This window comes from Paraburkholderia phenoliruptrix, assembly GCF_047325075.1.
Classification (GTDB): Bacteria; Pseudomonadota; Gammaproteobacteria; order Burkholderiales; family Burkholderiaceae; genus Paraburkholderia; species Paraburkholderia phenoliruptrix.
Map to the genome: position 1 here is coordinate 2,359,121 of NZ_CP168530.1, position 25,629 is coordinate 2,384,749.

The window sequence follows — 25,629 nt, forward strand, 5'->3', positions numbered from 1 at the left end:
GACGCAAATCAACCTGGCCTCGCCCTGCAGGCAGGACGAGAACCAGGTTGATTGACCGTGCAGCGAAGTTCGCTCAGGTGTCGGCGTGCGCGGACGTGAAGCTCGTGAACGCGTTGTAAGGCGCGTCGATCGGCTTGCCGTTGATCATGATGCCGTACGTGCTGTTGCCGCTATCCAGAACGTAGTACATGACCGACTGGATGTTATGGCTCTTGCGGGCGTCGTAGAACGCCGCGAGTCTGTCCGAGATGTAGGTGCCGCGGTAGCTCGCCGACTTCTCCGGACCCGTGTTCCACTCGGTGACGATGAGCGGCACGCCGTAACGGGCCTTGCAATACGTCGCCAGATCGAATCCCGGACCGGCGCCGTCGGTGCCGATGTCGAACAGGTCGCCGTACACTTCGTAATTGTGCCAGGTCGTGATGTCCCAACGCACCTGCGGATAGCCGCCGCTACCGTCAGGCTGCCGGCCGTCCCACAGTGCGTCTGACGCACCCACGTCTGCCACGCAAAAATTGATGCCGCACTTCGCGGACGGCTGCACCGACTTGACGCCGTCGATCATGCCGCGCATGACACCGCGCATGATGGGCCAGTTCCGATTGTTGAAGTCGCTCGCCTTGGAGCCCGCGTACGTGAAGTCCATCACGGTCGCGTCTTGTCGAGTCAACTCGTTGCCGCATTCATAAATCGTCACGCCATACGGCTGCAGTGCCTTGGCTACTGTGGCGGCGATCGAGTAGCCGCGATCGTAGGCGACGGATTCGCTCGCCATCACCCCGCCCGACTCATATACGCCCTGGTCGATCAGCACGAGCAGCGTGAGTCCGGCCGACTGGAACGCCTTGGCAAGCTTGATGACCGCGTTCAGGTCCTTGGGATCGTCCGTGACACCCACACGATAGCTCGTGCAATTCATGCCTTTGAGAATCGACACGATCTCATCGGGCGTGTAGTTGTAATCGGCGTGACCGTTCATGCCGTAGAAGCTTCCCGGCGCAGGTGCCACGTCGATGCGCGGATCGTTGCAAGGCAGCCATTCCTCCGCGACGTCCGCATTCACATAGAACTGCCCACCCGTGCCGCAATGCCAGATCTTGCCGCCATACCAAAGCACGAGCGACACGTCGTATGTGTTGCCGACGGTCGAACCGTTGCGGTAGATGACACCATTGGCGAGCGTCCAGACGTCGCCGGCACTGTCGGTGATCGAAGCCGCTGGCGGCATGGCCGTGCCGCTGGCCGACGCCGAAACGGAGCGGGCTTTCGCCACGGGATTCGCGGACACTTTGGCCGTTGAGCTTGCGTTACCGTCTGCGGAGCCACCGCCGCCACAGGCACTAAGAAGATAGCTGCCGGCAAGGGCCGTTAGGCCTCCGATGAATTGTCGTCGTTTAACCATGTTTATTTTTCCCACTGTCGAGAAAATTCTCGATAAAAAATCAAAAGTTAAATGTTCGAAGTTCGATGAGAACTACGTTTCTTTGGCCCAATCTATTATTAGTTCGTTGTGCTTATCAATGCACAATCGTACGGTGCGCCATTAGCACTTTCAAAAGCGCCATCACATTGCCGCAGACAACGTGGAATAACCTGGTTCGCGCGGAAAAGCTCCGCCCGCCGCGATGCGCTTAACGCCGCGATATATTGATAATCTTCTGGAAAAACCGCTTGCGGCCTAACTGCTGCCAAGCCGAACCGCTGCCGTGCCAACCTCTTACCAGCTGAGCCGGAACGCCGCTCGCTCGGAAAGTTGTTCGCTTCTGCGTTGCGACCGGGGTAAATCGTACCCGCTAATGCAGGGCCGGTCACATGGAAAGTAGTGCTTTTCGGCCAAAAAGCAGGAATCTTTCTGAGAACTTCGCATCGCGCGAAAATTCCTGCTTTCCGATGATGATCGGAAGATTAGATGGACTTAAGGTCTAAGAATCCGACCCTAGCAACATCTTTCCAAAGCGTTCATTTCGACAGTAATTCTTTCTTTGGCGCTGTGACCCCGCCTCATCGATGAGAAATAAATGCCATCATCAGATGAAATACGGGCGGAACGCAATAACTGCCCAGCAAGTGCCGGATGGAATTTTCCGCACCGAAACATAGTACGAAATTTCCTTTCTCGTGGTTAACGCTATCTTCGGGTCTCACTGCGCGAAGGGACCACGAAGAACGCCGTTGTAAAGCACGCTCAACGCGGTGCGCACCTCGGGCGCCGGTGCGCCGCAAAGCGTCAAACACGACAGGCGATTGATATAGTCGGCCCGTGCTCACCATCAACTCGCGAGAAGCCCCTTAAAATCGGAAGCGTTAATAATGCTGGCGCTCGATAAACGCCGAGAAGCTCCCAGACAGACAAGAATCAGGGGCGATAGTTGATATGCAGGGATATTAGCTCGCGGTGCGAATGGATATCGCAAACGTCGCGTTGCGCTGCTGTCGGTTTTTTATTCGGCGCTTTCACGACTGTTGCGCAGACTGACGCGCAAGAGAGACCGCGGCGGTGCGCGTCATGGAAACCAAGGCTGCGGGGAGTCCGGTCGACCGCACTCCCCACAGCAACGGCTGATACAACTCGTCTGCCCCGTCTAGCGGGACATCATGTTCATGCTGACATTGTGCATAACCCACACGGTGCCGCCGATCAGGAACAGCGCGGCCAACGCCGTATAGGCGAGCGCCATGACGTTCCAGCGCTGCCCGGCCGCCATGTCGACATGCAGAAAAAACGCGAGGTGCACGACTATTTGCACGAAGGCGAGAACCGACAGCGCGATCATCGCCGTTTGCGCGGGAAAAGCACCGCGCATGACTAGCCAGAACGCCGCCGTGGTCAGCGCAACTGAGAGCACGAAGCCGCAGACGTAGCCTCGCACGCTGCCATGGCTCGAATCCGCCGAAAGTGATTGCATGTGAGCCATTACAGCACGCTCCCCAAATAGACAAACGAGAAAACGCAGATCCACACAATGTCGAGGAAATGCCAGAAAAGACTGAGACACGTGAGACGCGTGATTTGGCGCTCCGACAATTCCGGCGCGCGTACCACCTGCGCGGCCAGTACGACCATCCACACAAGTCCGACCGTGACATGCAGCCCGTGCGTCGCGACTAACGTAAAAAACGATGACAGGAACGCGCTGCGGCCGGGGCCGGCGCCCTCTCCAATGAGATGGGAGAACTCGCGCATCTCCAGAACGAGAAACGCAAGTCCCAGCGCAAACGTGACAGCGAGCCAGCCGAGTACGGCAGCAGACTTGCGACGCCGTGCTGCCAGCATGGCAAAACCGTATGTGATGCTGCTCAACAGCAGCGCGGCAGTCTCGACGGCGACGCCGCCGATGTCGAATAGGTCCTTACCCGAGGGGCCGCCTGCGAACTGATTCGACATGACCGCAAACACTGCGAAGAGCGAGGCGAACAGCACACAGTCGGTCATCAGATACAGCCAGAAACCGAACACCGTGTCCGACGAACCGTGGTCGCCGTGCGCGTCGTCGAGCGAAAGCGAAAGTGTTTTGTGCGACATCGATCAGGCCTCCACGGCTTCCAGTTCGCGGCTTTCTACCGCAGCGGCGGCAGGGCCGCGCTTCCCTTCGATTTCCCGCACTGTATCCGCGGAGATGTAATAACCGTCGTTGTCGCCGAAGCTGCGCACAATCAATGTGGCCACAATCGCGAGGAGTGCAGCGACGGCCAGCCACGTGATGTGCCAGACGCCGGCAAACCCGAGCGCGAGACTGAACGCGCCAATGAACAAACCGGCACTCGTATTCGACGGCATGTGAATGTCGCGATACACCGGCGCTTTTGCGTGATGGCTGCCGGCCTCCTTCATGTGCGCATAGGCGTCGAGTTCATGCACGGTCGGGATGACCGCGAAGTTGTACACCGGCGGCGGCGACGCGGTCGCCCATTCGAGCGTGCGGCCGTCCCACGGATCGCCCGTCGTGTCGCGGTACTCGGGCTTCTTGCGGTTGACCACGCTGACCCACACCTGCGCGACCTGGAAGACCACACCCACCGCGATCAAGGCGACACCGCAAGCGGCCGCAATCAGCCACGGATGCCACGCCGGATTGTCATAGTGGTTCAGACGCCGCGTCATACCCATGAAGCCCAGCACGTAGAGCGGCATGAACGAAGCATAGAAGCCCACGAACCAGCACCAGAAAGCGCACTTGCCGAGTTTCTCATTGAGCTTGAAACCGAATGCTTTCGGGAACCAGTAATGGAACCCGGCCAGGTAGCCAAAAACGACCCCACCGATGATCGCGTTATGGAAATGCGCGATCAGAAAGAGACTGTTGTGCAGCACGAAGTCCGCGCCGGGAATTGCCATCATCACGCCGGTCATGCCGCCAATCGTGAACGTGATCATGAAGCCGATCGTCCACAATACAGGCGCGGAAAATTCAAGGCGTCCCCGATAGATCGTGAACAGCCAGTTGAATATCTTCACGCCGGTGGGAATGGCAATGACCATTGTCATGATGCCGAAGAACACATTGACGTCCGCCCCCGAGCCCATCGTGAAGAAGTGATGCAGCCAGACAAGGAATGCCAGCACCATGATTGCGCAGGTTGCATAGACCATGGTCCGGTAACCGAACAGCGGCTTCTTCGAGAACGTCGCAATCACTTCCGAATAGATGCCGAACGCCGGCAGCACGAGGATATAGACCTCCGGATGTCCCCATGCCCAGATCAGGTTCAGGTACAGCATTGCATTGCCGCCGGCTTCATTCGTGAAGAAATGCATGCCCATGTAGCGGTCGAGGCCGAGCAGCGCCAACGCCACCGTGAGAATCGGAAAGGTCGCCATGATCAGCACGTTCGAACACAGCGCGGTCCACGTGAACACGGGCATTTTCATCAGCGTCATGCCGGGCGCGCGCATCCGCACAATCGTCACGAAGAAGTTGATTGCCGTGATCAGCGTGCCGACGCCGGACAACTGCAGGCTCCATATGTAGTAATCGACCCCTACGCCCGGACTGAATTGCAACTCCGACAACGGCGGATACGCGAGCCAGCCGACCTGAGCAAACTCGCCGATCACGAGCGACAGATTCATCAGGATCGCGCTGATTGCCGTCATCCAGAAACTGAGCGAATTGAGAAACGGGAACGCGACATCACGCGCGCCGATCTGCAACGGCACGACCAGATTGAACAGACCGACCATCAACGCCATTGCCATGAAAAAAATCATGATGACGCCGTGTGCGGTAAAGATCTGGTCGTAATGATGCGGCGGCAGATAGCCCGGCGAGTGATAGGCGAGTGCCAGTTGCAGACGCATCATGACCGCGTCGATAAAACCGCGCACCAGCATCAACACCGCGACGACGATATACATCACGCCGATCTTCTTGTGGTCCACGCTTGTGAGCCACTCGTGCCACAGCCATTTCCATTTATGGAGCCGGGTCAGTGTCGCGACCACTGCAAGCACCATGACCAGCATCAGTGCGCCCGCCCCCATGATGATGGGCTGGTCGAACGGGATCGCGGAGAGTGTCAGATTTCCGAACATGTGCTAACCCTTTGTACGGCAATTGCTGTTCTGCAGATCAAGGACATTACCGTTGTTGTATTTGGCAATGATGTTGTTGAAGAGCTTGGAATCGACCGACGCGAAGTACCTCACAGGCTCCTTCTCGCTCGGTTGCGCGACCGAGTTGTACGCATTCATATCCAGCCTGCGCGGCGAGGCTTTTACTTTTTCGACCCACGCGTCGAACTGCGCAGGCGTGACGGCAAGCGCGCGGAACTTCATGTCCGAAAAGCCCTTGCCGCTATAGTTCGCGGAGATACCGGCGTAATCGCCCGCATGGTCGGCGATCAGATGCAGTTGCGTCTGCATGCCGGCCATCGCATATATCTGGCTGCCCAGTTGCGGAATGAAGAACGAGTTCATGACGGAATCGGAGGTGATCTTGAAGTCGACTGGCGTACCCACCGGGAACGCCAACTGATTAACCGAAGCGACACCAAGTTCCGGATAAATGAAAAGCCACTTCCAATCGAGCGCCACCACCTCGACTTTAATTGGCTTGACCGCCGATTCGATCGGCCGGTAGGGGTCCAGTTCGTGCGTGGTATTCCAGGTCAGGATGCCGAGGAACAGAATGATGAGCGTGGGTACGGTCCACACCACCGTTTCGATCGCGGTGGAATGCGCCCATCTGGGCGCATAGGTCGCGTTGCGATTGCTTGCGCGATAACGCCACGCGAACACGAGGATCATGACGATCACCGGCACGACGACTATCAGCATGGCCATTGTCGCGGTACTGATCAGCGACTTTTCCGCCATGCCGACGCTGCCCTTCGGATCGAGCACGTCCAGTTTGCTGCATCCCGAAAGACACGCAACGAGCCCAGCCCCCAAGGGTATCGACACCCGTTCAAAGGTCTTATTCACCATATCTGCCTGATTTCCATGGACCGGTCTGAAACGCTACACAAGGTTCTTGCCATGAAGACCAGACCACTACTTCATGCGCCGTCGCATTCTAAAAGCGCCGCTGAATCGGAGACATGATCTCGGACAAGCTAAGTGCAATCGCGGCACGCCGGGCGCTGTGCGCGAGGTGCGACACACCGTTTGCAGTGCATGCGGAGAAAAAGACGAGAGGGAGAGAAGAGTTGCGACGCCTCTGGACACGCGTCGCGAATCCCGGCGGTGTCGCGGGAAAAATAGCCGAAGCGCGCTTACGTGGTGGCGCGCCGAATGATCCCGAAGCCTACGTCGGTCACCTTGTTTTGCGCAGAACCGGCGAGCCGGTCCAGCAGGCATCGCGCGGCCGTGAGCCCGATGCGTGTTCCGTCGACGTGCACGGAAGTGAGTTGCGGCGTCGTCTCGGTCGCGAACTCCAGGTCGCCGAAGCCGCAGATCGCGAGTTGCGACGGAACGCTCAGCCCCAATTGCCGGGCCGCGCTCAATGCGCCTATCGCAAGGAGGTCCGACCCGCAAAACACTGCGTCAATATGGCGCGCCTCTTCGATCAAACGCGGCAGCGCCGCTTTGCCAATCGCCACCGAACTCGGCGGCGCGACGAGAACTTCGGGAATATCGTCGATGCCCGCCCGTGCGAGCCGCTCGCGAAAGCCACGGCGGCGCGCAAGTGCACGCTCGTCGTTGGCCGACACGAGGGCAGGCTTGCGCCTGTTCGTTTGCAGAAAATGCTCCGCCACCGCGACGCCGGTCTGGTAATGCGAAAAGCCGACCAGCATGTCGATAGGCTGTTCCGTCATGTCCCAGGTCTCGACAATCGGAATACCGACGTTCGCAAGCCGCGCGCGCAGCGAATCCGTGTGCGCGACGCCTGTGAGCAGCACGCCTTCCGGGCGCCGGCTCAGCACTGCGTCGAGTAAAGCCTCTTCGCTCGAACCGTCGTAGCCGCTCAACGCGAGCAGCACCTGGTAACCCGCACGCGACATCGCCTCGCTGAATACCTGAATCGTGTCGGAAAAGAGCGAATGTGCAATGGTCGGCACAATCGCGGCAATCAGCCGCGAGCGCGACGACGACAGACCGCCCGCCAGCCGGTTGGGTACATAGCCCAGTTTTTGCACGACCTGCCGCACGCGCTCGAGCGTTTCGGGCGCCACCGTTTCCGGACTGTTGAACACACGCGACACGGTGATCGGCGCAACGCCCGCCTGCGCGGCCACATCGGTGATGCGCAAGCCTTTCGGACCGCCGCGCACGCGCCTCGCGGGCGCTGCCGCGTCGGGCAGATCGGCGCCGACAGTTGCGGACGGTTCTTTGTTCGGCATGGTTGCTGACAGAGGAAAATGGATCGCGCGTATTCTAAACTGTGCCGAGCCGCGCTAAAGCCCGCCACGTCGCGGACGGTTCAGCTCAGCGCGCGGCAGGGCAAAGCGGCTCACCTCGCTCACTCGGTCACCGCCACTGCGCTTTGCGTCACGCGGGCACTCTTATCGCGACGCAGAATAAAGACGGTAACAACGGCGAAAACAAGCAGACAGGTCGCCGGAATCAACATAGGCGCCTTGACGCTGCCCGTAGTCTGCCGAACCCACGGCACGAGGTTCTGTGCGATAAAGCCGCCAATATTGCCGAGCGAGTTGATCGCGGCGATGCCCGCCGCGGCACGCGCCCCGAACAGGAATTTCGGCGGCAAGGTCCAGAAGCACGGAATCAGCAGATACATGCAGGGTGCGCCGAAACACAGCGCGATGAAGCGCAGCGTGTTGGTGGGCAGAAACACGGCGCTCGCAAAACACATGACACCAAGCAGCGCCGAAACCAGCATTGCAATCAACGCGCGATTACCGATGCTACGCAGCCTGGAAGGCAGCCATGCCAGGACGATCGTCGCCATCAACCACGGAATGATGTTGAGCAAACCGTTGGTCGTGTTGCTCACGCCGAAGCCCTTCACGAGGGTCGGCAGCCAGTAGCTCACGCCGTAGACGGAAATGGACAACATCATGTAATAGAGCGCCATGCCGATCACGCGCGGCTCGGTGAGCACGCTCAGCAGCGAATCGCGCGTTGGGACGCTCGCCTTGATCTGCGCGCGCTCGGCGTCGAGCGTGCTGGTGAGCCAGTTTTTTTCGTCGGCGGAAAGAAACTTCGCTTCTTTCGGCGACGCGGGCAGCAGGAACAGCACGACCACCGTCAACAGCACGGAGGGCAGCCCAGTCACGATGAAGACGAGCTGCCAGCCTTCGAGACCCGCGAGGCCGCCCTTGTCCAGCAGCCAGCCGCAGATCGGCGCGCCGAGCATATTGCCGAGACTGCTGCCCACCGTGAAATAGCCGAGCATGCGCACGCGGTGCCGCGCCGGAAACCACAACGTCAGATAGTAGATCACACCAGGATATAACCCAGCTTCCGACGCGCCGAGCAGAAAACGCAGCACGTAGAACATGGTGGCGTTCGTCGTGAAGGCGAGCAGTATCGTCACCACGCCCCACGTGAACATGATGCGCGCCATCCAGCGCGGCGCGCCGTACTTGTGCAGCATCACGTTGCTGGGCACTTCGAAAATCAGGTAGCCGATAAAGAACAGCGACGCACCGAGCCCGTACGCGACTTCGGAAAGCCCGAGGCTGCCGAGCATCTGCAGCTTCGCGAAGCTGATATTGGAGCGGTCGATATAGGCGACCAGATAGAGCAACCCCAATAGCGGCATCAAGCGGAGGGCGAGGCGGTTGATCAGACGCGATTCGGCAATTGCCGGTGTCGTGGTGCTCACAGTGTCTCCTACGGCCGCGTACTTCGCGCGAGCTGTGTTTTGCGATGATTGAGGCGTGAATGCCGCTGGCGAGCGAAAGCGCCGCGCTGCTTACGACTGTTGTGCGCGCCATTGCGCGTAAGCGGCCATGGTTTCCTCGTTGGGCGGATAGGTGCCGCGCAACGGGCGCCCTTCTTCGATACGCTTTGCGATGAACACTTCGAGCTGTTCCTGCTCGGCGGCGTCGCGCGCGACATCAGCGGCCATCTCGCGCGGCACGATGACCACGCCGTCCACATCCGCCACCACGACGTCGCCCGGATACACCGGCACGCCGCCGCACGCGATCGGCACATTCATGTCAACGGCATGATGTTTCGCGAGATTGAGCGGCGCGCTCGCGCCCGCGCACCAGATCGGCAAGCCCAGCGCCGCGATCGTCCCGCTGTCTCGCACGGGGCCGTCCGACACCATGCCCGCGACACCGCGCTTCGCGAGGCGCAACGCGAGAATCGAGCCGACGGAGGCCACCGAACGCTCGCCGCGGCAATCCTGCACGAGCACGCTGCCGGCGGGCGCGGTCTCGACGGCCTTGCGCTGCGGATGGTCCGGGTCCTGAAACACGCCGACGTGATCCAGATCTTCACGCGCCGGAATATTGCGCAGCGTGAACGCCGGCCCGACGAGATTCGGCGCGCCCGGCGCGGGCTTCGCGAGCGGCGCGACGCCTTGCAGAAACACGTTGCGCAAACCGCGCTTGAAGAGCTGTGTGGTCAACGTAGCCGTGCTGACGTGTCTCAGTTGTTCGAGCGTCGCATCGCTTACGGCTATTTCAGATTCAGTCATAAGGACTCCGTTTGAATTAGTGGATCTCGGGCTCGCCGCGCTTCGCATCGGGTGTGTCATGCACCGCCGCTGCGGCCGGCTTCACCGGCTCTTCCAAAAAATCGAAGTCGCAGCCCTTGTCCGCCTGCAGTACGTGCAACTGATGCATCACGCCGAAGCCGCGCTCGAAAGGAAGCTTCGGCGGTTGCCACGCCGCTTTGCGCGCGGCGAGTTCTTCGTCGCTCACTTCCAGATGCAAGCGCCGCGCGGCCACGTCCAGTTCGATGATGTCGCCGTCCTTCACGAGCGCGAGCGGTCCACCGACAAACGACTCCGGCGCCACATGCAGGACGCAGGCGCCGTAACTCGTGCCGCTCATACGCGCGTCGGAAATGCGCACCATGTCGCGCACCCCTTGTTTCAGGAGCTTTTGCGGAATCGGCAGTTGCCCCCATTCGGGCATGCCCGGCGCGCCGACCGGGCCCGCGTGCTGCAGCACGATCACCGAATCGGCGGTGACGTCCAGTTCTTCCATGTCGATGCGCGCCGCCATGTCTGCGTAGTCCTTGAACACCACGGCGCGACCGCGATGCCTGAGCAGATGCGCTTCCATCGCGGCGGGCTTGATCACCGCGCCGTCGGGTGCCAGGTTGCCGGTCAGCACCGCGAGGCCGTCGCTTGCCACCACCGGGTTGCTGCGCCGGCGGATCACGTCGTCGTTGAAGATTTCGGCACCCTCAATGTTTTCGCCGAGCGTCGAGCCGTTGACCGTCATTTGCGAACCGTCGATCAGATCGCCCAGCTCCACCAGCAGCGCGCGCAGGCCGCCGGCATAAAAGAAGTCTTCCATCAGGTATTGGCCCGATGGACGCAGATTGCCGATCACCGGCGTAATGCGCGAGAGTTCGTCGAAGCGCGCGGTCGTCAGGTCGATACCGGCGCGGCGTGCGACAGCCACCAGATGCACGATCGCGTTGGTCGAGCCCGACATGGCGAGCACGGTGGTCACCGCGTTATCGAACGATTTCGCCGTGAGAATGTCCGACGGCTTCACGTCGGTCCACACCATCTCGACAATGCGCTGCCCGGTCAGCGACGCGAACTGCGCATGGCGCGAATCGACGGCAGGAATCGACGAAAAGCCCGGCAGCGTGAGGCCGAGCGCTTCCGCCGCGCTCGTCATCGTCGAAGCCGTGCCCATCGTCATGCAATGACCAGGCGAGCGCGCAATGCCGCTCTCTATACCCTTCCACTCGTCTTCGGTGATCTTGCCCGCGCGCAACTCGGCCCAGTATTTCCACGTGTCGGAACCGCTGCCGAGCGTGCGGCCGTTCCAGTTGCCGCGCAGCATCGGACCCGCGGGCAAAAAGATGGCCGGCAGGTTCATGCTGATCGCACCCATCATAAGGCCGGGCGTCGTCTTGTCGCAACCGCCCATCAGCACGCAGCCGTCGAATGGATAGGACTTCAAAATTTCCTCGGTCTCCATGGCGAGGAAATTGCGGTAAAGCATCGTCGTGGGCTTCTGGAACGGCTCGGCGAGCGTCATGACCGGCATCTCGACCGGGAAACCGCCGGCCTGCCAGATGCCGCGCTTGACTTCCTCCACGCGCTGCTTGAAATGCGTGTGGCACGAATTGATCTCGCTCCACGTGTTGACCACGGCGATCACCGGCTTGCCCATGTAATCGGACGCGTGATAGCCCATTTGCGCGGTGCGCGACCGATGACCGAACGAACGAAGGTCGTTCACGCCATACCAGCGATAACTGCGCAACTCTTCGAATGTTTTGCGGTTCGCCACTGCCGTCTCCATGGTATCGCTACCATCCTGTCGCACACGGCGCGGCAGGACGGTAGCTTTCGGAATGAGTGCGATGGTAGCGATACCATCGTCGGCTGTCGCTCAGGGATATCACTGAGCCCGCCGCCGGTCGACAACATGCACGCGCCGTTGAAGCAACGGGGGCTGCATTACATCGACTGCGCGATGCCGGGAGCCACGCGGCTCGAAGCGGTGCCGTTCAGGCCCGCTCCGAAGTCCGCTTCAAATCCTCGATGATCCACTCGAGGCACGCCTGCGCCAGGTCGTCGAGCTGACGTCCCGCGAGCGTGATGACCTGGAGCCTTCGTTGCGCGAGCAACGGGTTGTCGAAGGCAATGGCAGTGAGATGGTCTACGGCGAGGCGTTTCGCCACCGACACATAGCCCGACGGCATGACCGCGTTCGGCACCACCTGCGCGAAACGGTAGAGCGCGGCGACGTAGCGGCTCGTCATCATCGGCTCGATTTCGATGCCCTCGACACTGCATGCAATGTCGAACAGCTGCCGGTTGGTCGTGCCTTTGTCCTGCAGCAGCACCGGATACGCGGCGAGATCTTTCAGCGCGACCGTCGTCCTGCTCGCGAGCGGATGATCGTCATGCATCAGCGCCATCACCGGCGCGCGCTGCGTGAACTGCACGACCACACCGGGCTCGGGCTTGAATGTGAAGGCGAGCGACATCGACGCCTCACCGGATAACAGCATCTGGCTCGCCCGCTCGGAAGGCACGACTTCCAGCTTGATGGTCACGTTGTGATGCTTGTCGCAGAACGCGCCTAGCGAGACAGGCAAGAAGTCGAAAGCAAAACCTTCGGTGCACGCAATGGTCAGCATGCGTGCGCGCCGCCGCTCGTCGCCCTGGATTTCATCGAACACCGCCTGCGCGTCGGTGAGCGTGCGCTGCGCGTGACGAAAGAGCAGTCGCCCCGCGTGCGAAAGCACCATGCCGCGCGCATGACGCTCGAACAGAGGCACGCCGATATCGCCTTCGAGCTTCGCGATATGCCGGCTCAACGCGGACACGGTGAGGCCGAGCTTCTCGGTCGCCGAAGTCAGGGAGCCGGTTTGAGCGACGACCGAAAAATAATAAAGCGAAGGCTCCAGCAGTTTGCGCATGGCGTCGATGAGCGAGGCGGCCGGCAGAGACGCGCCGCAGGCCGAGGTTTGCGTTGAACGCAAATGTACCTTGTTTGATTGCGAATACAAAAATACTTGCGCCCCGCTAATCTGGGGACACCGGATTTAAATCAGCCTCACGACCATGTCACGACAAAGCGCTCTCGCCCTCGCCCGTTCGCATTTCGACAGCGGCGACTTCCTCTCGACTTTAAGCCGGCGCGTCGCCATTGCAACGGAAAGCCAGCGCGCCGACGCCGCGCCGCTGTTGCGCCGCTATCTCTCCGACGAAATTGCAGGCGCACTCGCCGCACTAGGGTTTACCTGCGAGATCATGGAAAACCCTGTGCCCGGCATGCCGCCTTTTCTGATCGGCGAACGCATTGAATCTCCGGCGCGCCCTACCGTGCTGCTGTATGGCCACGGCGACGTGATCGACGGCGACGCCGCCAACTGGACCAACGAACGCTCGCCGTGGCAAGTGCGCGTGGAAGGCGAACGCTGGTATGGCCGCGGCATCGCGGACAACAAGGCGCAGCATTCCATCAATCTCGCCGCGCTGTCGGCCGTTTTCGCCGAACGCGGCGAGCTCGGCTTTAACGCGAAGATCGTGTTCGAAATGGGCGAAGAAGTGGGATCGCCGGGGCTCGGCGCAATCTGCGCAAACTTGCGCGAGCGCTTGTCCGCCGATTTGCTGATCGCCTCCGACGGACCGCGCCAGCGCGCCGCCTCGCCCACGGTTTTCCTCGGCTCACGCGGCGCATTGCATTTCAGATTGCGCGTGGCCAATGCATTCGGCGCGCGGCATTCCGGCAACTGGGGCGGCGTGCTGGCGAATCCGGCAACCGTGCTCGCCAATGCGCTCGCGAGTCTCGTCGACGGTCACGGCAGAATTCGCGTGAACGGACTACTGCCGCCGCCGATTCCGCCGCAAGTGCGCGAGCGCGTCGCGCATCTGCAGGTCGGCAGCGACGAAGGCGATCCGCCGCTGTCGGCGAATTGGGGCGAGCCGGGCCTCACGCCCGCCGAACGCGTCTTCGCATGGAACACCCTCGAAGTGCTCGCGATGCAGGCCGGCAATGTGACCAACCCGGTGAGTGCGATTCCGCGCGCGGCAGAAGCCGTTTGCCAATTGCGCTTTGTGGTCGGCACCGACTGGCGGCGCGCGAAGGAGCTGATCGAGGCGCACCTCGCACGCGAAGGTTATAAGGATATCGAAGTAACGATCGAAGCGTCAGGCAACGCGACGCGGCTCGACCCGAACGACCCGTGGGTGGCATTCACCGAGCGCTCGATCGAGGCGTCGACCGGCAAGCCGGTGACGTTGCTGCCCAACCTGGGCGGCACGATTCCGAACGAATGTTTCGCCGACACGCTGGGCCTCGCGACGATCTGGATTCCGCATTCGTATCCCGGCTGCCGTCAGCACGCGCCCGACGAACACGTGCTCGCACCCGTCATGCAGGAAGCGTTGCAACTGATGACGGGCGTGTTCTGGGATCTTGGCGAGCCCGATGTGCCGCACGCCGGTTGACGCAGCCTGGCTGCGACCTGGCACCGCCTGGCCACGGTTTGCACGATTTCCGCTATTTCCGACACCCTGGGCCTCTCGCACGGAACACACATCATGAATTCGACTGTTATCGAGGATCGCGTGCAACCGACAAGCACGACGCCCATGCGGCGTTTGATCGTCGCAACGAGCATCGGCAATGCGCTAGAGTGGTTCGACTTCGCCGCGTATGGCTTCTTCGCTGTCACGCTCTCGAAGCTCTTCTTCCCCGCCCATGACGAAACCGTCTCGCTGCTGCTGACCTTCGGCACCTTCGGTCTTTCCTATGTGTTCCGGCCGCTGGGTGCGCTGTTGCTCGGCCGTTACGCGGACCGGCGCGGGCGCAAGGCAGCGCTGCTCGCAGCGCTTGCACTCACCACGATCGGCACGCTGATCTGCGCGGTGATTCCGACGTATGCATCGATCGGCATCGCGGCACCCATCGGTCTCATGACGGCACGCATTCTGATCTCGTTCTCGACCGGGGGCGAATTCGGCAGCGGCACCGCCCTCATGATCGAGCAGAAAAGCAACCGCAAATCGTTTCTCGGCAGCTGGCAGTTTTCCAGTCAGGGCATGAGCACAGTGCTGGCCTCCTGCGCGGGGCTCGCGCTCAGCACGCAGCTTTCGCCCGCGCAAATCGAATCGTGGGGCTGGCGCGCGCCCTTCATCTTCGGGCTGCTGGTGGCGCCGGTCGGCCTGTATATTCGCAAGCATATCGACGATACGCTGCCCGCCGCGGGCCACGCCGCCACGCACGATGCGCCGGTGCGAGAACTGCTTGCGCACAGCAAGGCCCGCATTCTGATCGCCGCGGGCATCATGGCCGTCTCCACGGCCGCAAGCTATCTGATGATTCTCTATATGCCGACCTATGCGGTAAAACAGCTTCATCTGCCGGCATCGACGGGATTCGCGGCCACGGTGGTGACTGGCACCATTCTGATGGTGTTCACGCCTCTCATGGGCCACCTGTCGGATCGCTATGGGCGCAGCCGCATGATGGTGATCTCCGCGATCGCCACGCTGGCGACCATCTATCCGTGCTTCGTGTGGCTCGTCAAAAGCCCTTCATTCGCAGTGCTGATTGCAATCATGGCGCTGGCCGGCATCCTGAAGGCAATCTATTTCGGTCCGCTCGCCGCCGTGCTCTCGTCGCTCTTTCCCACCCACGTTCGCAGCACGGGACTCGGCTTCAGCTACAACCTCGGCGTGATGGTGTTCGGCGGATTCACGCCGTGGCTCGTCACCGCGATGATCGGCGCGACGCACGACCCGTTGTCGCCCGCCTTCTATCTGATGGCGTGCGCCGTACTGAGCCTCGCCTGCGTTGCGCTTTACCACTTCAGGCTCGTCAAGCACATCTGAGTCGCGAACATGCTCACCGAAACCATGGAAAAGCTCGTCATGCACCACGCTTCATCCGCGGATGATTTTAGCGGCTGGCTCATGTATCACTCGGTTGGCGTGTATCCGGGCCACCGCGAAGCGATGACTCGGGCGCTCGGCGAGTTCGCCGCAAGCTGGTGCGCGCCCGACGACAGCCGCTGGGACGCCGCGCTCGCGGCCCGCGGGGCACTGCTGACCGATTGGGCCGCCCTGATCGGCGTACAGCCGGCCCACGTGTTCGGCGCGCAAAACGTCACCGATACATTTGCACGCTATCTCGACGGTCTCGCGGATGAAACGCTGCGCGGTCGCACCGTGCTCATCGCAGCGGACTGTTTCCCGAGCCTGCATTTTCTGCTGTCGGGCCTCGCTGCAAGGCGTGGCTTTACGCTGCGCACCGTTGCCGTGCGTCAAGACGAAGCGTATGTGCGCGACGAAGATTTCATCGAAGCATGGACAGCAGATGTCGCGCTCGCGCTCGTGACATGGGTGTCGTCGCTCACGTCGAAGCGCGCAAACCTGGCGGCAATGTGCGACCAGGCCCGACGCCGCGGGAGTCTCGCGGCGCTCGACGTAACACAAGGCATCGGCATTTTGCCCTTCGATCTGAACGCGACGCCCTTCGACTTCGTCTGCGGCTCCACGCTCAAGTGGCTGTGCGGCGCGCCGGGCACAGGGCTCGGCTACATCGCACCGCATGCGCTCACGCAAGGCGCCGCGCCTGCCGTGCGCGGCTGGTTCAGCCAGGAAGACCCGTTCAACTGGAACATCGACGCATTCGCCTATGCACCTGACGCGCGCCGCTTCGACACCGGCACGCCGTCAGTCCTGCCGTTCGTCGCATCGCAACCCGGCATGACGTGGATGCGTTCCCAGCCGCGGGGCAGCGTGCGCGAGCACAACCTCGCGCTAAGCCATCAACTGATTGCGATGCTCGACCAGAAAGGCTACCGCCTGCTGTCCCCGCGCAACGACGACGAGCGCGGCGGCAGCATCATGGCCGAAGCGCCCGCGCACCTGAATGCGGCGCAACTGGTCGTGCAACTCAAGCACGCGGGCGTGTTCGTCGATTCGCGCAGCCGCACGCTGCGCTTCTCGCCGGGCGTTTGCACGACGTCCGCGGGACTCGAACGGCTTGCGCAATGCTTGCCGCGATGAGATTCGCGCGCGCTCTTTCGCGAGCGCCGCGCCGCATTGGCATCGCCTGCGTGCTGACGGGGCCGCCGGTGTGCGCATGCATCATGCGCCACTTCTGCCCTTTCAAACCGAATGCGAATTCCCATGAACTCATCTTCTCAGGTTTGCGGCGACGTTGAAGCCGCTATCGCCGGCGTGCAGGGCTTTCTCGTGCCCATGAACTGCACGGACCTGCCGGCCACGATGCACTTTTTCATCGCGCGGCTCGGCTTTCGCCTCGACGCGATCTTTCCCGCCGACGGCCCGCGCACCGCACTTCTTTCGCGTGACGGCTTCAGGATCAAACTGGGCCTCGACATCGCCGACGGCGTGCGCACATTGCAGGTTCTATGCGACGACCCCGCGCAACTGCCGGGCGATGCACGCGATCTGATTGCGCCGAACGGCGTGACTGTGCGCCTCGTCCACGCGAATCCGCCGATGACGCTGCCGCCCACGCGCCAGCAACTCGTGCTCGCGCATGCGGACGGCAATGCGCACTGGAGCGTCGGGCGGGCCGGTATGCGATATCGCGATCTTCTGCCCGAGCGCCATGGCGGTGCATTCATCGCGTCGCACATCCGCATTCTCGAAGGCGGGCCGGTGCCGGATTACGTGCACTTTCACAAAGTCCGCTTCCAGACCATTTTTTGCCGCAAAGGCTGGGTGCGGCTCGTCTATGAAGACCAGGGCGAGCCCTTCATCCTGGAAGCGGGCGACTGCGTGCTTCAGCCGCCTGAAATCCGGCACCGCGTGCTCGAAAGTTCAGCCGGCGCCGAAGTGGTGGAACTCGGCAGTCCCGCCGAGCACATCACCATGGTCGATCACGAAATGACGCTGCCGACGCGCTTTTTCAGGCCCGAGCGCGACTTCAACGGGCAGCGCTTCGTGCGCCACATTGCGAAGGACGCGAGCTGGAAACCGTGGACGTCGCCGGGTTTCGTCGTTGCGGACACGGGCATCGGCTCGGCGACGAACGGGCTCGCGGGCGTGCGCGTCGTGCGCATGGCCCACAGCAGCGAACCGGCGACACGCCGGCATAGCACCGAATTCTGTTTCTTCTTCGTGCTGGCAGGCAGCCTTGAGGTCGCTCAAGGCGAGCAGCGCTGGCATCTCAAGGCCGATGACAGCATCGCGATTCCAGGCGAGCTCTCCTACACACTCGCGCAGTGCAGCGCGGATCTCGAACTGCTTGAAGTCACGCTGCCTGCAGATTTCTCGTTGACCTGATTTCAGCAAGGAAGAAGAAAGACGCGGCGCTCATTCGAGACGCCGCACCTTTGTCGTGTCGCGTTGCACCAGGGGTCCATGCTGTTCCTCGCCCGTCCGCCGTGGAACTCAAACTTACATTATTTCGCCATGCTAATTAACAGAAAACTACTTCCCTGCGCCGTCATTCTTTCCGCCTGCAACATCTCGCAAGCCCATGCCAGTTCCGTCACGCTTTACGGACTTATCGATTACGGCGTGAACTATCAGAGCAACAGCGGCGGCGGTCGCGTGATCGGCGGGTCGAGCGGCATCATGCAAGGCTCGCGCTGGGGCTTCAAGGGCGTCGAGGATCTCGGCGGCGGCCTTTCGGCGATATTCACCCTGGAGAACGGCTTCGACCTCGGCAAAGGCTCGTCATTGCAGGGTGGAAATCTGTTCGGGCGGCAGGCGTTCGTCGGCTTGTCGAGCGAGACTTACGGCACGCTCACGCTTGGGCGCCAATACGACTCGCTCGTCACCTTCGTCGAGGCGCGAATGAACTCGGCCAACTTCGGCGGCGGCACGACCGCGCATCCGGGCGATCTGGACAACCTCAACAACAGCAAGCGCGTCAACAACTCCATCAAGTACACGAGCCCCAGCATGAGGGGCTTTACAGTAGGCGGCGTCTACGGCTTCGGCGGACAGGCAGGCGACTTTTCGCGCAACCAGATATGGTCGGCAGGTGTCGGCTATGAATACGGCAGCTTTTCTGCTGGCGCCGCGTTCATGAACGTGCGCAATCCCAACCAGTCGTACTTCACCAGCACGCCGACCAATGTAGCCGGCACCAATCTGAACAACCTGAGCGCGAGTCCGGTGTACAGCGGCTATGCGTCGGCGCACACCTATCAGGCCCTTGCGGCGGCCGGCCGCTATACGCTCGGCCCGGCGACCTTCGGGATCGTGTATAGCAATGTGCAGTTCAAGAATCTCGGCGATACCTCGTCGGGCGCGAATCCGCTGCGTCTGTCCGGCACGGCGAAGTTCGACACCGCCGAGTTCAACCTCACCTATTACTGGACGCCGCTTCTGCTGAGCGAGTTCGTGTATAGCTACACGCGCGGTTCAGGTGTCGGCACGATCGGCAGTTCGCGATACAACAATGTGTCGCTCTCGCTCGACTATTACCTGTCCAAACGCACGGACATCTACGTGATCGGCAGCACGGAGTGTGCCGGCGGGACGGACTCCACCGGCAAGGCGGCGCGCGCGACGCTCAATGCGCTGAGCGCGTCGTCCACGAACCGGCAAACTTTCGTTCAGTTAGGGATCCGTCACAAGTTCTGACAGGGTCGGGACCGTGCCGCGGACCCGCACCGCCTTGTCCTACCTGAGCGGCGTAACCGCGGATACGGCCGCGCGGACAAAAGCAAGCAGCGGCTCGCTCGTCCACGTGCCGGCCATCAGTTCGGGCTCGTTTTGCAGCGCTTCACGGAATTTCATATGCGTCGCGGGGTTGTCGCCCGCGTAGCTGCGAAACAGCTCGAGCCAGCGCAAGGCGAGTTCGCGGCCCTGCGGTGAATCCGGCGCGATGCCGGCGTCGATCGCATCCCGGACATCCGCCATCAATTGCGGCCATTCCATTGCGCGCGAGCCGTAATGCGCGCGCATGAAACGGCTTTCCTCCGCAGTCAGATAGCGCTCGTAAATCCGCATCTTCGTTTCGGAGAACGCGCGCAGTACATAGTCGCGCAATGCCGTAGATATGCCGAGCGTCTCCTGCATCGAAGGCTCGTTGTCATGCATCACATTCAGCTTTGCGAGGAGCCGCGGATCGCCGCTGGTGTCGCGCACCAGCAAGGTCATCCAGCGAACCGACAACGCGCGTGGCGTTTCGCTTTCGGGCGGCACACCCGCATCCATCTGCGCGCGGACTTCGGCAACGAGGTCGGCCCACTCGGGATCCGGCGCCTGCGTCTTGCGATACATCGGCATACGCGCGAGTTCGTCTTCGGTAAAGTATTTGTCGTACATGGTCATCAACTCCAGCGTGGAAAGCCAGTCGGAGAGGTCGGGCTCGTTGCCCGCGCGCAGCGTGTCCTGCAGCGTTTGCAGCCGCACACGCAGCTTCGTCGCCTGGACGATCTGCTGATCCAGCATGGCGACCTGCCGCGCGACGATCGTGGCGAGCGGCGTATCGGGGTCGGCCAGGTAGGCGCCGATGTCCGCCAATGCAAGACCGAAACGGCGCAGCGCCTGAACGCGATGCAGGCGCGCGATATCGTTGCGGTCGTACAGACGGTAGCCGTTGTCGGCGCGCGCAGAAGGCTTGAGCAGGCCGATCGCGTCGTAATGATGAAGCGTGCGCACCGTAAGCCCGCTGCGCCGCGCCAGTTCCCCTACCTTCAACAGCATTCGAGCTCCCTCCTTACACGCGTTAGAGACTAAGGCCTCACGCTACGTCAGGGTCAAGGGCTATGTCTAGTGACAGCGCGCGAGAAGGCAAGGCGGTATGAGCGCGCGGGCTGCTGAAGGCGGTGCGTTCGGCCTCGCGGTCAATTGTCGGGATGGCTCGCGACGGCGCTGACAAATGCGTTGTACGTGAGGTTGACCGTGACGCCGTCGATCATGAGGCCATACGTGGTATTGCCGCTGTCGAGTTCGTAGTACATCGTCGACTGGATGTTCTTCGTTTTTCGTGCCTGGTAGTAGCTGGCATAGCGCGAGCTGATGTAATCCGCGCGATAGGCCAGCGTCTTTTCCGGTCCCGTATTCCACTCGGTGAGCAGAAACGGCATACCGTAGCGCGCTTTACAGTAGGTAGGCAGATCGAAGCCCGGGCCCGAGCCGTCGGAACCGATGTCGAAAATGTCGCCGTAGACTTCATAGTTGTGCCATGTCGTCATGTCCCAGCGCACTGTCGGGTAACCGCTCGTGCCGTCCGGTTGCGTGCCGTCCCACAAGGCATCGGCGGCGCCGATATCCGCCACGCAGAAGTTGATTCCGCATTTCGCCGCCGGCTGCGCGGCCTTCACGCCGTCCATCATGCCGCGCATCAGACCGCGCATGATCGGCCAGTTTGCGTTGCTGAAGTCGACCGCCTTGGTGCCCGCATTGGTGGAGTCGAGAATGATCGCGGGGTCGCGAGTCAGTTCGTTGCCGCACTCGTACATGACCACGCCGTACGGCGCGAGTGCGCCTGCAACCGTCACGCCGCATGAATGCCCCCGGCTATACGCCGCGGATTCGGTTGCGAGCAGCGCGCCGTTCGCGTCGCGCATGCCGATCTGGATGAGCACGAAGAGCGTGAGTCCCGCCGACTGGAACGCCTGCGCGAGTGCGACGACCGCGGCGAGCTGGGTCGAATCGTCGGTGACGCCGACGCGATATGTCGAGCAGCCCATGTTCTGCATGATCGACACGACCTGTGCCGGCGTGTAGCGGTAATCGTAGTGCCCGTTGATGCCATGGAACGTGCCGCTCGCGGCCGCCACCGGGACGCGGGGATCGGCGCACGGCAGCCATTGGTCCACATCGTTGCACACGTAGAACTGCCCGCCCGCCGCGCGATACCAGACCTTGCCGCCGTACCACAACAGCAACGATACGTTCGAGGTCGCACCGACGGCCATGTTGTTGCGAAGCACGACGCCGCTCGCGACGGTCCAGATTGCGCCGGCTTTGTCGATGATGTACGACGCGTTGGGGATCGTCGTGCCGTCGGCAGACGTAACGCCGAGCCGCGGGTCGCCGCACGCGTACCAGGCCGAACCGCTCCAGCCGTAGAACTGCCCGCCCGTGCCCTGATGATAGACAACGCCGCCGTACCACAGCAGCAGCGAGACGTTGTACGTGTTGCCCGCCTTGACGCTGTTGCGGTACACCGATCCGCTGACCACGGTCCAGACCGCCGCCTGATTGTCGACGATCGATGCCGCAGGCGGAATGGATGTGCCGTCCGCCGAAGCCGGCGTGCCGCTGTTCGACGCGCCGTTCTTGCCGTTCGATCCTGCCGAGGTCCCATTGGTCTGCGTGCTGCCTGTGTTTCCGGTCCCCGCCGTGGTGCCCCTGTTGCCCGTGCCGGCGGTGCCCGTTGTCGCGCTGCTGGTCGAGCCGGAGGTTGCGCTCGTCGTGACCCCCGCGCTCGTCGCCTTGCCATCTCCAGCGCTACCACCACCGCCGCCGCATGCGCTCAGCACATAACTGCCGCCGACAGCCGTCAGCAAGCCGAGAAACTCACGTCGTTTAACCATGGCAAGACAATCCAACGCCGGGGACGCCCGGACAAAAATCCGCGAAATACAAGGTGGGTTGCGCGTCCGTGAGGAATCAGGCGTTTTCTTGTTCGTTCGGCATCCTTATTAATCGGCGATGAACGCCGACAACTGGATCGTCGCGAATAATGGGGCCCGGTCAATTTTCCCGCCGGCAGCTTGAAACGCTCTTCAAGCATTGCAACTGATGCCTGGATGTCGGCAGGGAAGGACCGCTTGTGTAGGGCTCGCGCGAAAAAAAACGAATCTTCCGCGAGCGACGGATACGCCGGAACGATCTGCTTTGCGGCAGACGTGAGGAGAAAGAGGAAAGAAGGGGTGCCGCGGCTGCCGGGCAGCCGGGCGAATGGGCTAGCTGCGCACGATGCCGGTGAGCGGTTTCACACCGCCCGTCCGCCCGAACAGCACGCGCGCCGTGCGTTGCGGGTCGAGACCGAGGGCTTCGCCCGCCGCGCCCGCAATCAGCGCATCGAGTGAAGCAGTCGGCTTGAGGTCACGGCCTTCATACAGGTCGCGAGACGCGAGCCCCGGCCAATCGGCGACGAGCCGCCCGCCCGCGACCGCGCCGCCCAACACCATCGCCACCGATGCCGTGCCGTGGTCGGTGCCCTCGGTACCATTCGCCGCCGCGGTCCTGCCGAATTCGGTTGCCACCAGCACGGTGGTGTTGCTCCACGCTGCGCCCATGCCGTCGCGCAAGGCCGCCAGCAGGGTGTCGAGCGCTTTCAACTGATTGGCGAGGCGCGCGTTCTGCGCACTGTGCGTATCCCAGCCGCCGGTTTCGATCATCGCGATGCGCGGGCCGTCGTCGCGTGCGAGAAAGCCTGCGGCCAGCTTGCCGACGCTCGCCGGGTCCTGGCGCGCGCCCGCGTTGCTCGCGAGCCCGCGTGCCGTCATCGCCGATTCCCATAACGGGCGCAACTGCGCGTCGTCGTCATAGAGTTGCGAAACGCGCATCAGCAGATCGTCTGGAGGCTGCGGCAGCCCGGACGGCGCGTACGAAGCGACGGCCGCCGCGCCGCGCAGCGCCATCGGCACCGTAGGCGCGAACGCGATGGCGGTTTCGCGCGCGGCAGGCAGCAGTCCGGCGAGCCGGTTCAACCAGCCGTCCTTCACCTGATACGGCGACGCGCCGCCGGTTTCGAGCACGTTCTGTCCGTCGAAATGCGAACGATCGCGATACGGCGACGCCACCGCGTGCACGAACAGCGCCTCGCGATTAGCGTACATCGCGGCCATTTGCGTGAGCGCGGGATGCAGCGCAAAACTGCCGTCGAGCCGGTGAGCGCTGGCCGGATCGATGGCGAGCGCGCCGCGCAACGTCGCATACGCCGGCTCCGCGTAGGGCACGACGATGTTCAGGCCGTCGGCCGCGCCGCGCTGGATGATGAAAACAAAACGGCGCTCGGTGACGACGCGCGCGAAAGCGATGCGCGGCGCGACGAGCATCGCGCCTGCTCCGGCCGCGGCGACCCGCAGGAATTGACGGCGTGAGGACATAGTGTTCATCTCCGTTGAAAGTCGGGCGAGACCAGCAAAAGTGCAATCGCCGTGGAGGCACTTTCGGCCCGCGCAATGGCTAATGCGGTGGGCGCGCCCAGCGAACCGGGCAGCAACACCTGGCCGAGCGAGCGCGCGTCGAGCCGGTCGCCGACGCGCGCCGCGAGGCGCTGCGCCAGTTCGACCCGGCGCACCAATGCATCGGGCGCCGCCCAGCTTGCGGCAATATCGTCGTAGCCCGCGGGCGAGCCCGGACGCCAGACCGGCTGGCCGAGTTGGGCGAGAAGCGGCGCGGCCTGCACATTGCCGAGTTCTTGCCAGCCAAGACCGCGCATCGACGAAATCGCCCACTCCCACGGCGTCTTGAACTTGACGGGCGTGGGTGCCCAGGCTTCGCGCAGGTCGAGCAAGGCGCGGTAGACGGTGGGCAGGTCGCCGCCGCTCATCTGGAACGCGCTCGCCAGCTTTTCGCTCGCGCCCGCGGGCGGCGTGTCGGCGATGAAATGACGCGCCAACTTCGTGCCGATATGCTGCGCGGTCGCGGGCGCACTGGCGAGGTCATGCAGAATCGCGAGCGCCTGCTCTTCGCCGCGCTGATCGTAGCGGCGGCCCATCACCGTGCGAACACCGGGCTCGTGCAGCGCCTCGCGAAACACAAAGGTGCCCGGCGCCGCGGCCACCTGCGCCGCTGGCACCGGCGGCTTGCCGGGGATACCTTGCATGCCGGAAGGGCGCGCATTCATGGGATCGGCCACGACACTCCAGCCGGTCAGTGCACGGGCGAATTCCGTGACGTCGTCCTGGCTGTAGCCGCTGCGCACGCCGAGCGTGTGCAGCTCCATGATTTCGCGTGCGAGGTTTTCATTCAGACCGGGCTTGCGCTCCGGATTACGCGCCGCCGCGCGCATCGCCGCCATGCTGTCCGGCCCCACCGAGCGCGTCTGATCGAGGAACAGTTGCATCGCCGGATGACGCTCGACAGCCACCAGCATGTCCTCGAAACGGCCCAGCACGTGCGGGCGGATCGCCTCGGCTTCGAACGAGCCGGCGAGCGCAGCCACAGCGGGCTTTTCCGTCGATACCGCGAAGTGGTTCGCCCAGAAATGAACCAGCCGCTCGACGAAAGGCGTCTTCGTGGTCAGGGCGCTCACGACCCGAGCATTCACCGAAGCGCGGTACGTATCGCGTATTTCCACACGCATTGCTTTACGTTCGGCATCCTTATTGTCTTGAGCAGCGCTTTGCGAGGCCGCCGGCTGCTTGCCTGGCGCGCTGGCTTCTGCGTTGCTTTGTGCGTTGCTTTGCACATTGTTCTGCGCCGGCGCGCTCGCCGCGCCGGGATTGGCTTGTCGTTGCTGACGCAACCGAAGCCGCTCCTGCTCCAGTTCGCTCGACAGCACAGCCGAGTCCGGCTGAGCGGCCCATGCAGCGGGCCTCGGCTCATATTGCTCGAACTGTGCGAGCAACCACGCTTTGGGCTCGGCGGGCGGTGTGTCGTCAGCACGCGCGCCAAGGCCGAAGCGGTTCAGCGCAATCGCGGCAGCGGTCAGATCAGGTGAGACAGTCAT

The 25,629-nt window shown here is 62.4% G+C and carries 19 protein-coding genes; 5 read left to right on the plus strand and 14 right to left on the minus strand.

Annotated features, from left to right (window positions below; all coding sequences use genetic code 11):
• Nucleotides 1–73 precede the first annotated feature (73 nt).
• The 10 genes from ACEN8U_RS10455 to ACEN8U_RS10500 form a co-directional block, all read right to left on the minus strand.
• The gene (locus tag ACEN8U_RS10455; protein WP_013591902.1) at nt 74–1,402 is read right to left on the minus strand and encodes a hypothetical protein; all 1,329 of its coding nucleotides are present in this window, start codon (nt 1,400–1,402) and stop codon (nt 74–76) included.
• Nucleotides 1,403–2,582: 1,180 nt separating this feature from the next.
• Nucleotides 2,583–2,915 carry a cytochrome o ubiquinol oxidase subunit IV gene (cyoD, locus tag ACEN8U_RS10460; protein ID WP_310108983.1) on the minus strand — a complete coding sequence of 111 codons (333 nt, stop codon included), beginning with the start codon at nt 2,913–2,915 and terminating at the stop codon, nt 2,583–2,585.
• On the minus strand, nt 2,915–3,523 hold the full coding sequence (gene cyoC, locus ACEN8U_RS10465; RefSeq protein ID WP_310108985.1) for a cytochrome o ubiquinol oxidase subunit III: 609 nt from the start codon (nt 3,521–3,523) through the stop codon (nt 2,915–2,917). Before cyoC ends, cyoD begins: the two co-directional genes overlap by 1 nt.
• Before the next feature lie 3 nt (nt 3,524–3,526).
• The gene (gene cyoB / locus ACEN8U_RS10470) at nt 3,527–5,533 is read right to left on the minus strand and encodes a cytochrome o ubiquinol oxidase subunit I (RefSeq protein WP_310108988.1); all 2,007 of its coding nucleotides are present in this window, start codon (nt 5,531–5,533) and stop codon (nt 3,527–3,529) included.
• Nucleotides 5,534–5,536: 3 nt separating this feature from the next.
• On the minus strand, nt 5,537–6,427 hold the full coding sequence (gene cyoA / locus ACEN8U_RS10475) for a ubiquinol oxidase subunit II (RefSeq protein ID WP_310108992.1): 891 nt from the start codon (nt 6,425–6,427) through the stop codon (nt 5,537–5,539).
• Between the two features lie 287 nt (nt 6,428–6,714).
• Complete coding sequence (locus ACEN8U_RS10480; protein WP_310108994.1) at nt 6,715–7,782, minus strand: LacI family DNA-binding transcriptional regulator; 1,068 nt, start codon at nt 7,780–7,782, stop codon at nt 6,715–6,717.
• 119 nt (nt 7,783–7,901) lie between these two features.
• Complete coding sequence (locus ACEN8U_RS10485; protein WP_310108996.1) at nt 7,902–9,230, minus strand: MFS transporter; 1,329 nt, start codon at nt 9,228–9,230, stop codon at nt 7,902–7,904.
• 90 nt (nt 9,231–9,320) lie between these two features.
• A complete protein-coding gene (locus ACEN8U_RS10490; protein WP_310108998.1) occupies nt 9,321–10,055 on the minus strand; it encodes a ribonuclease activity regulator RraA in 735 nt (244 codons plus the stop codon).
• 16 nt (nt 10,056–10,071) lie between these two features.
• Nucleotides 10,072–11,850 carry an L-arabinonate dehydratase gene (gene araD / locus ACEN8U_RS10495; RefSeq protein ID WP_310109001.1) on the minus strand — a complete coding sequence of 593 codons (1,779 nt, stop codon included), beginning with the start codon at nt 11,848–11,850 and terminating at the stop codon, nt 10,072–10,074.
• A gap of 208 nt (nt 11,851–12,058) precedes the next feature.
• Nucleotides 12,059–13,039, minus strand: coding sequence for a LysR family transcriptional regulator (locus ACEN8U_RS10500; RefSeq protein WP_310109003.1), 981 nt, complete (start codon nt 13,037–13,039; stop codon nt 12,059–12,061).
• Between the two features lie 82 nt (nt 13,040–13,121).
• Between ACEN8U_RS10500 and ACEN8U_RS10505 the strand changes: the two genes are divergently transcribed.
• The 5 genes from ACEN8U_RS10505 to ACEN8U_RS10525 all read left to right on the plus strand — a co-directional run bounded on the left by ACEN8U_RS10505 (nt 13,122) and on the right by ACEN8U_RS10525 (nt 19,634).
• Nucleotides 13,122–14,510 carry a M20 family metallopeptidase gene (locus ACEN8U_RS10505; RefSeq protein ID WP_310109005.1) on the plus strand — a complete coding sequence of 463 codons (1,389 nt, stop codon included), beginning with the start codon at nt 13,122–13,124 and terminating at the stop codon, nt 14,508–14,510.
• A 93-nt stretch (nt 14,511–14,603) separates the two neighbouring features.
• A complete protein-coding gene (locus ACEN8U_RS10510; protein ID WP_310109007.1) occupies nt 14,604–15,896 on the plus strand; it encodes an MFS transporter in 1,293 nt (430 codons plus the stop codon).
• Nucleotides 15,897–15,905: 9 nt separating this feature from the next.
• Entirely contained in the window at nt 15,906–17,075 is a 1,170-nt protein-coding gene (locus tag ACEN8U_RS10515; protein ID WP_310109010.1) for an aminotransferase class V-fold PLP-dependent enzyme, read from the plus strand.
• A gap of 123 nt (nt 17,076–17,198) precedes the next feature.
• Entirely contained in the window at nt 17,199–18,323 is a 1,125-nt protein-coding gene (locus ACEN8U_RS10520; RefSeq protein ID WP_310109012.1) for a cupin domain-containing protein, read from the plus strand.
• 129 nt (nt 18,324–18,452) lie between these two features.
• Nucleotides 18,453–19,634, plus strand: coding sequence for a porin (locus ACEN8U_RS10525; protein ID WP_310109015.1), 1,182 nt, complete (start codon nt 18,453–18,455; stop codon nt 19,632–19,634).
• A 39-nt stretch (nt 19,635–19,673) separates the two neighbouring features.
• Here the strand turns inward: ACEN8U_RS10525 and ACEN8U_RS10530 are convergent, their stop codons facing one another.
• The 4 genes from ACEN8U_RS10530 to ACEN8U_RS10545 form a co-directional block, all read right to left on the minus strand.
• Nucleotides 19,674–20,702 (minus strand): MerR family transcriptional regulator, encoded by a 1,029-nt coding sequence (locus tag ACEN8U_RS10530; protein WP_310109018.1) that lies wholly within the window; start codon nt 20,700–20,702, stop codon nt 19,674–19,676.
• A gap of 140 nt (nt 20,703–20,842) precedes the next feature.
• Nucleotides 20,843–22,540 (minus strand): hypothetical protein, encoded by a 1,698-nt coding sequence (locus tag ACEN8U_RS10535; protein ID WP_310109020.1) that lies wholly within the window; start codon nt 22,538–22,540, stop codon nt 20,843–20,845.
• 372 nt (nt 22,541–22,912) lie between these two features.
• Complete coding sequence (locus tag ACEN8U_RS10540) at nt 22,913–24,061, minus strand: DUF1501 domain-containing protein (RefSeq protein ID WP_310109022.1); 1,149 nt, start codon at nt 24,059–24,061, stop codon at nt 22,913–22,915.
• Nucleotides 24,062–24,066: 5 nt separating this feature from the next.
• A complete protein-coding gene (locus ACEN8U_RS10545; RefSeq protein WP_310109023.1) occupies nt 24,067–25,629 on the minus strand; it encodes a DUF1800 domain-containing protein in 1,563 nt (520 codons plus the stop codon).

Bases quoted from the DNA above. Each gene is read 5' to 3' on its own strand.
- ACEN8U_RS10455 (WP_013591902.1), bottom strand. From the start codon at position 1,402: ATGGTTAAACGACGACAATTCATCGGAGGCCTAACGGCCCTTGCCGGC.
- cyoD (WP_310108983.1), bottom strand. From the start codon at position 2,915: ATGGCTCACATGCAATCACTTTCGGCGGATTCGAGCCATGGCAGCGTG.
- cyoC (WP_310108985.1), bottom strand. From the start codon at position 3,523: ATGTCGCACAAAACACTTTCGCTTTCGCTCGACGACGCGCACGGCGAC.
- cyoB (WP_310108988.1), bottom strand. From the start codon at position 5,533: ATGTTCGGAAATCTGACACTCTCCGCGATCCCGTTCGACCAGCCCATC.
- cyoA (WP_310108992.1), bottom strand. From the start codon at position 6,427: ATGGTGAATAAGACCTTTGAACGGGTGTCGATACCCTTGGGGGCTGGG.
- ACEN8U_RS10480 (WP_310108994.1), bottom strand. From the start codon at position 7,782: ATGCCGAACAAAGAACCGTCCGCAACTGTCGGCGCCGATCTGCCCGAC.
- ACEN8U_RS10490 (WP_310108998.1), bottom strand. From the start codon at position 10,055: ATGACTGAATCTGAAATAGCCGTAAGCGATGCGACGCTCGAACAACTG.
- araD (WP_310109001.1), bottom strand. From the start codon at position 11,850: ATGGAGACGGCAGTGGCGAACCGCAAAACATTCGAAGAGTTGCGCAGT.
- ACEN8U_RS10505 (WP_310109005.1), top strand. From the start codon at position 13,122: ATGTCACGACAAAGCGCTCTCGCCCTCGCCCGTTCGCATTTCGACAGC.
- ACEN8U_RS10510 (WP_310109007.1), top strand. From the start codon at position 14,604: ATGAATTCGACTGTTATCGAGGATCGCGTGCAACCGACAAGCACGACG.
- ACEN8U_RS10515 (WP_310109010.1), top strand. From the start codon at position 15,906: ATGCTCACCGAAACCATGGAAAAGCTCGTCATGCACCACGCTTCATCC.
- ACEN8U_RS10520 (WP_310109012.1), top strand. From the start codon at position 17,199: ATGAACTCATCTTCTCAGGTTTGCGGCGACGTTGAAGCCGCTATCGCC.
- ACEN8U_RS10525 (WP_310109015.1), top strand. From the start codon at position 18,453: ATGCTAATTAACAGAAAACTACTTCCCTGCGCCGTCATTCTTTCCGCC.
- ACEN8U_RS10530 (WP_310109018.1), bottom strand. From the start codon at position 20,702: ATGCTGTTGAAGGTAGGGGAACTGGCGCGGCGCAGCGGGCTTACGGTG.
- ACEN8U_RS10535 (WP_310109020.1), bottom strand. From the start codon at position 22,540: ATGGTTAAACGACGTGAGTTTCTCGGCTTGCTGACGGCTGTCGGCGGC.
- ACEN8U_RS10540 (WP_310109022.1), bottom strand. From the start codon at position 24,061: ATGTCCTCACGCCGTCAATTCCTGCGGGTCGCCGCGGCCGGAGCAGGC.
- ACEN8U_RS10545 (WP_310109023.1), bottom strand. From the start codon at position 25,629: ATGACTGTCTCACCTGATCTGACCGCTGCCGCGATTGCGCTGAACCGC.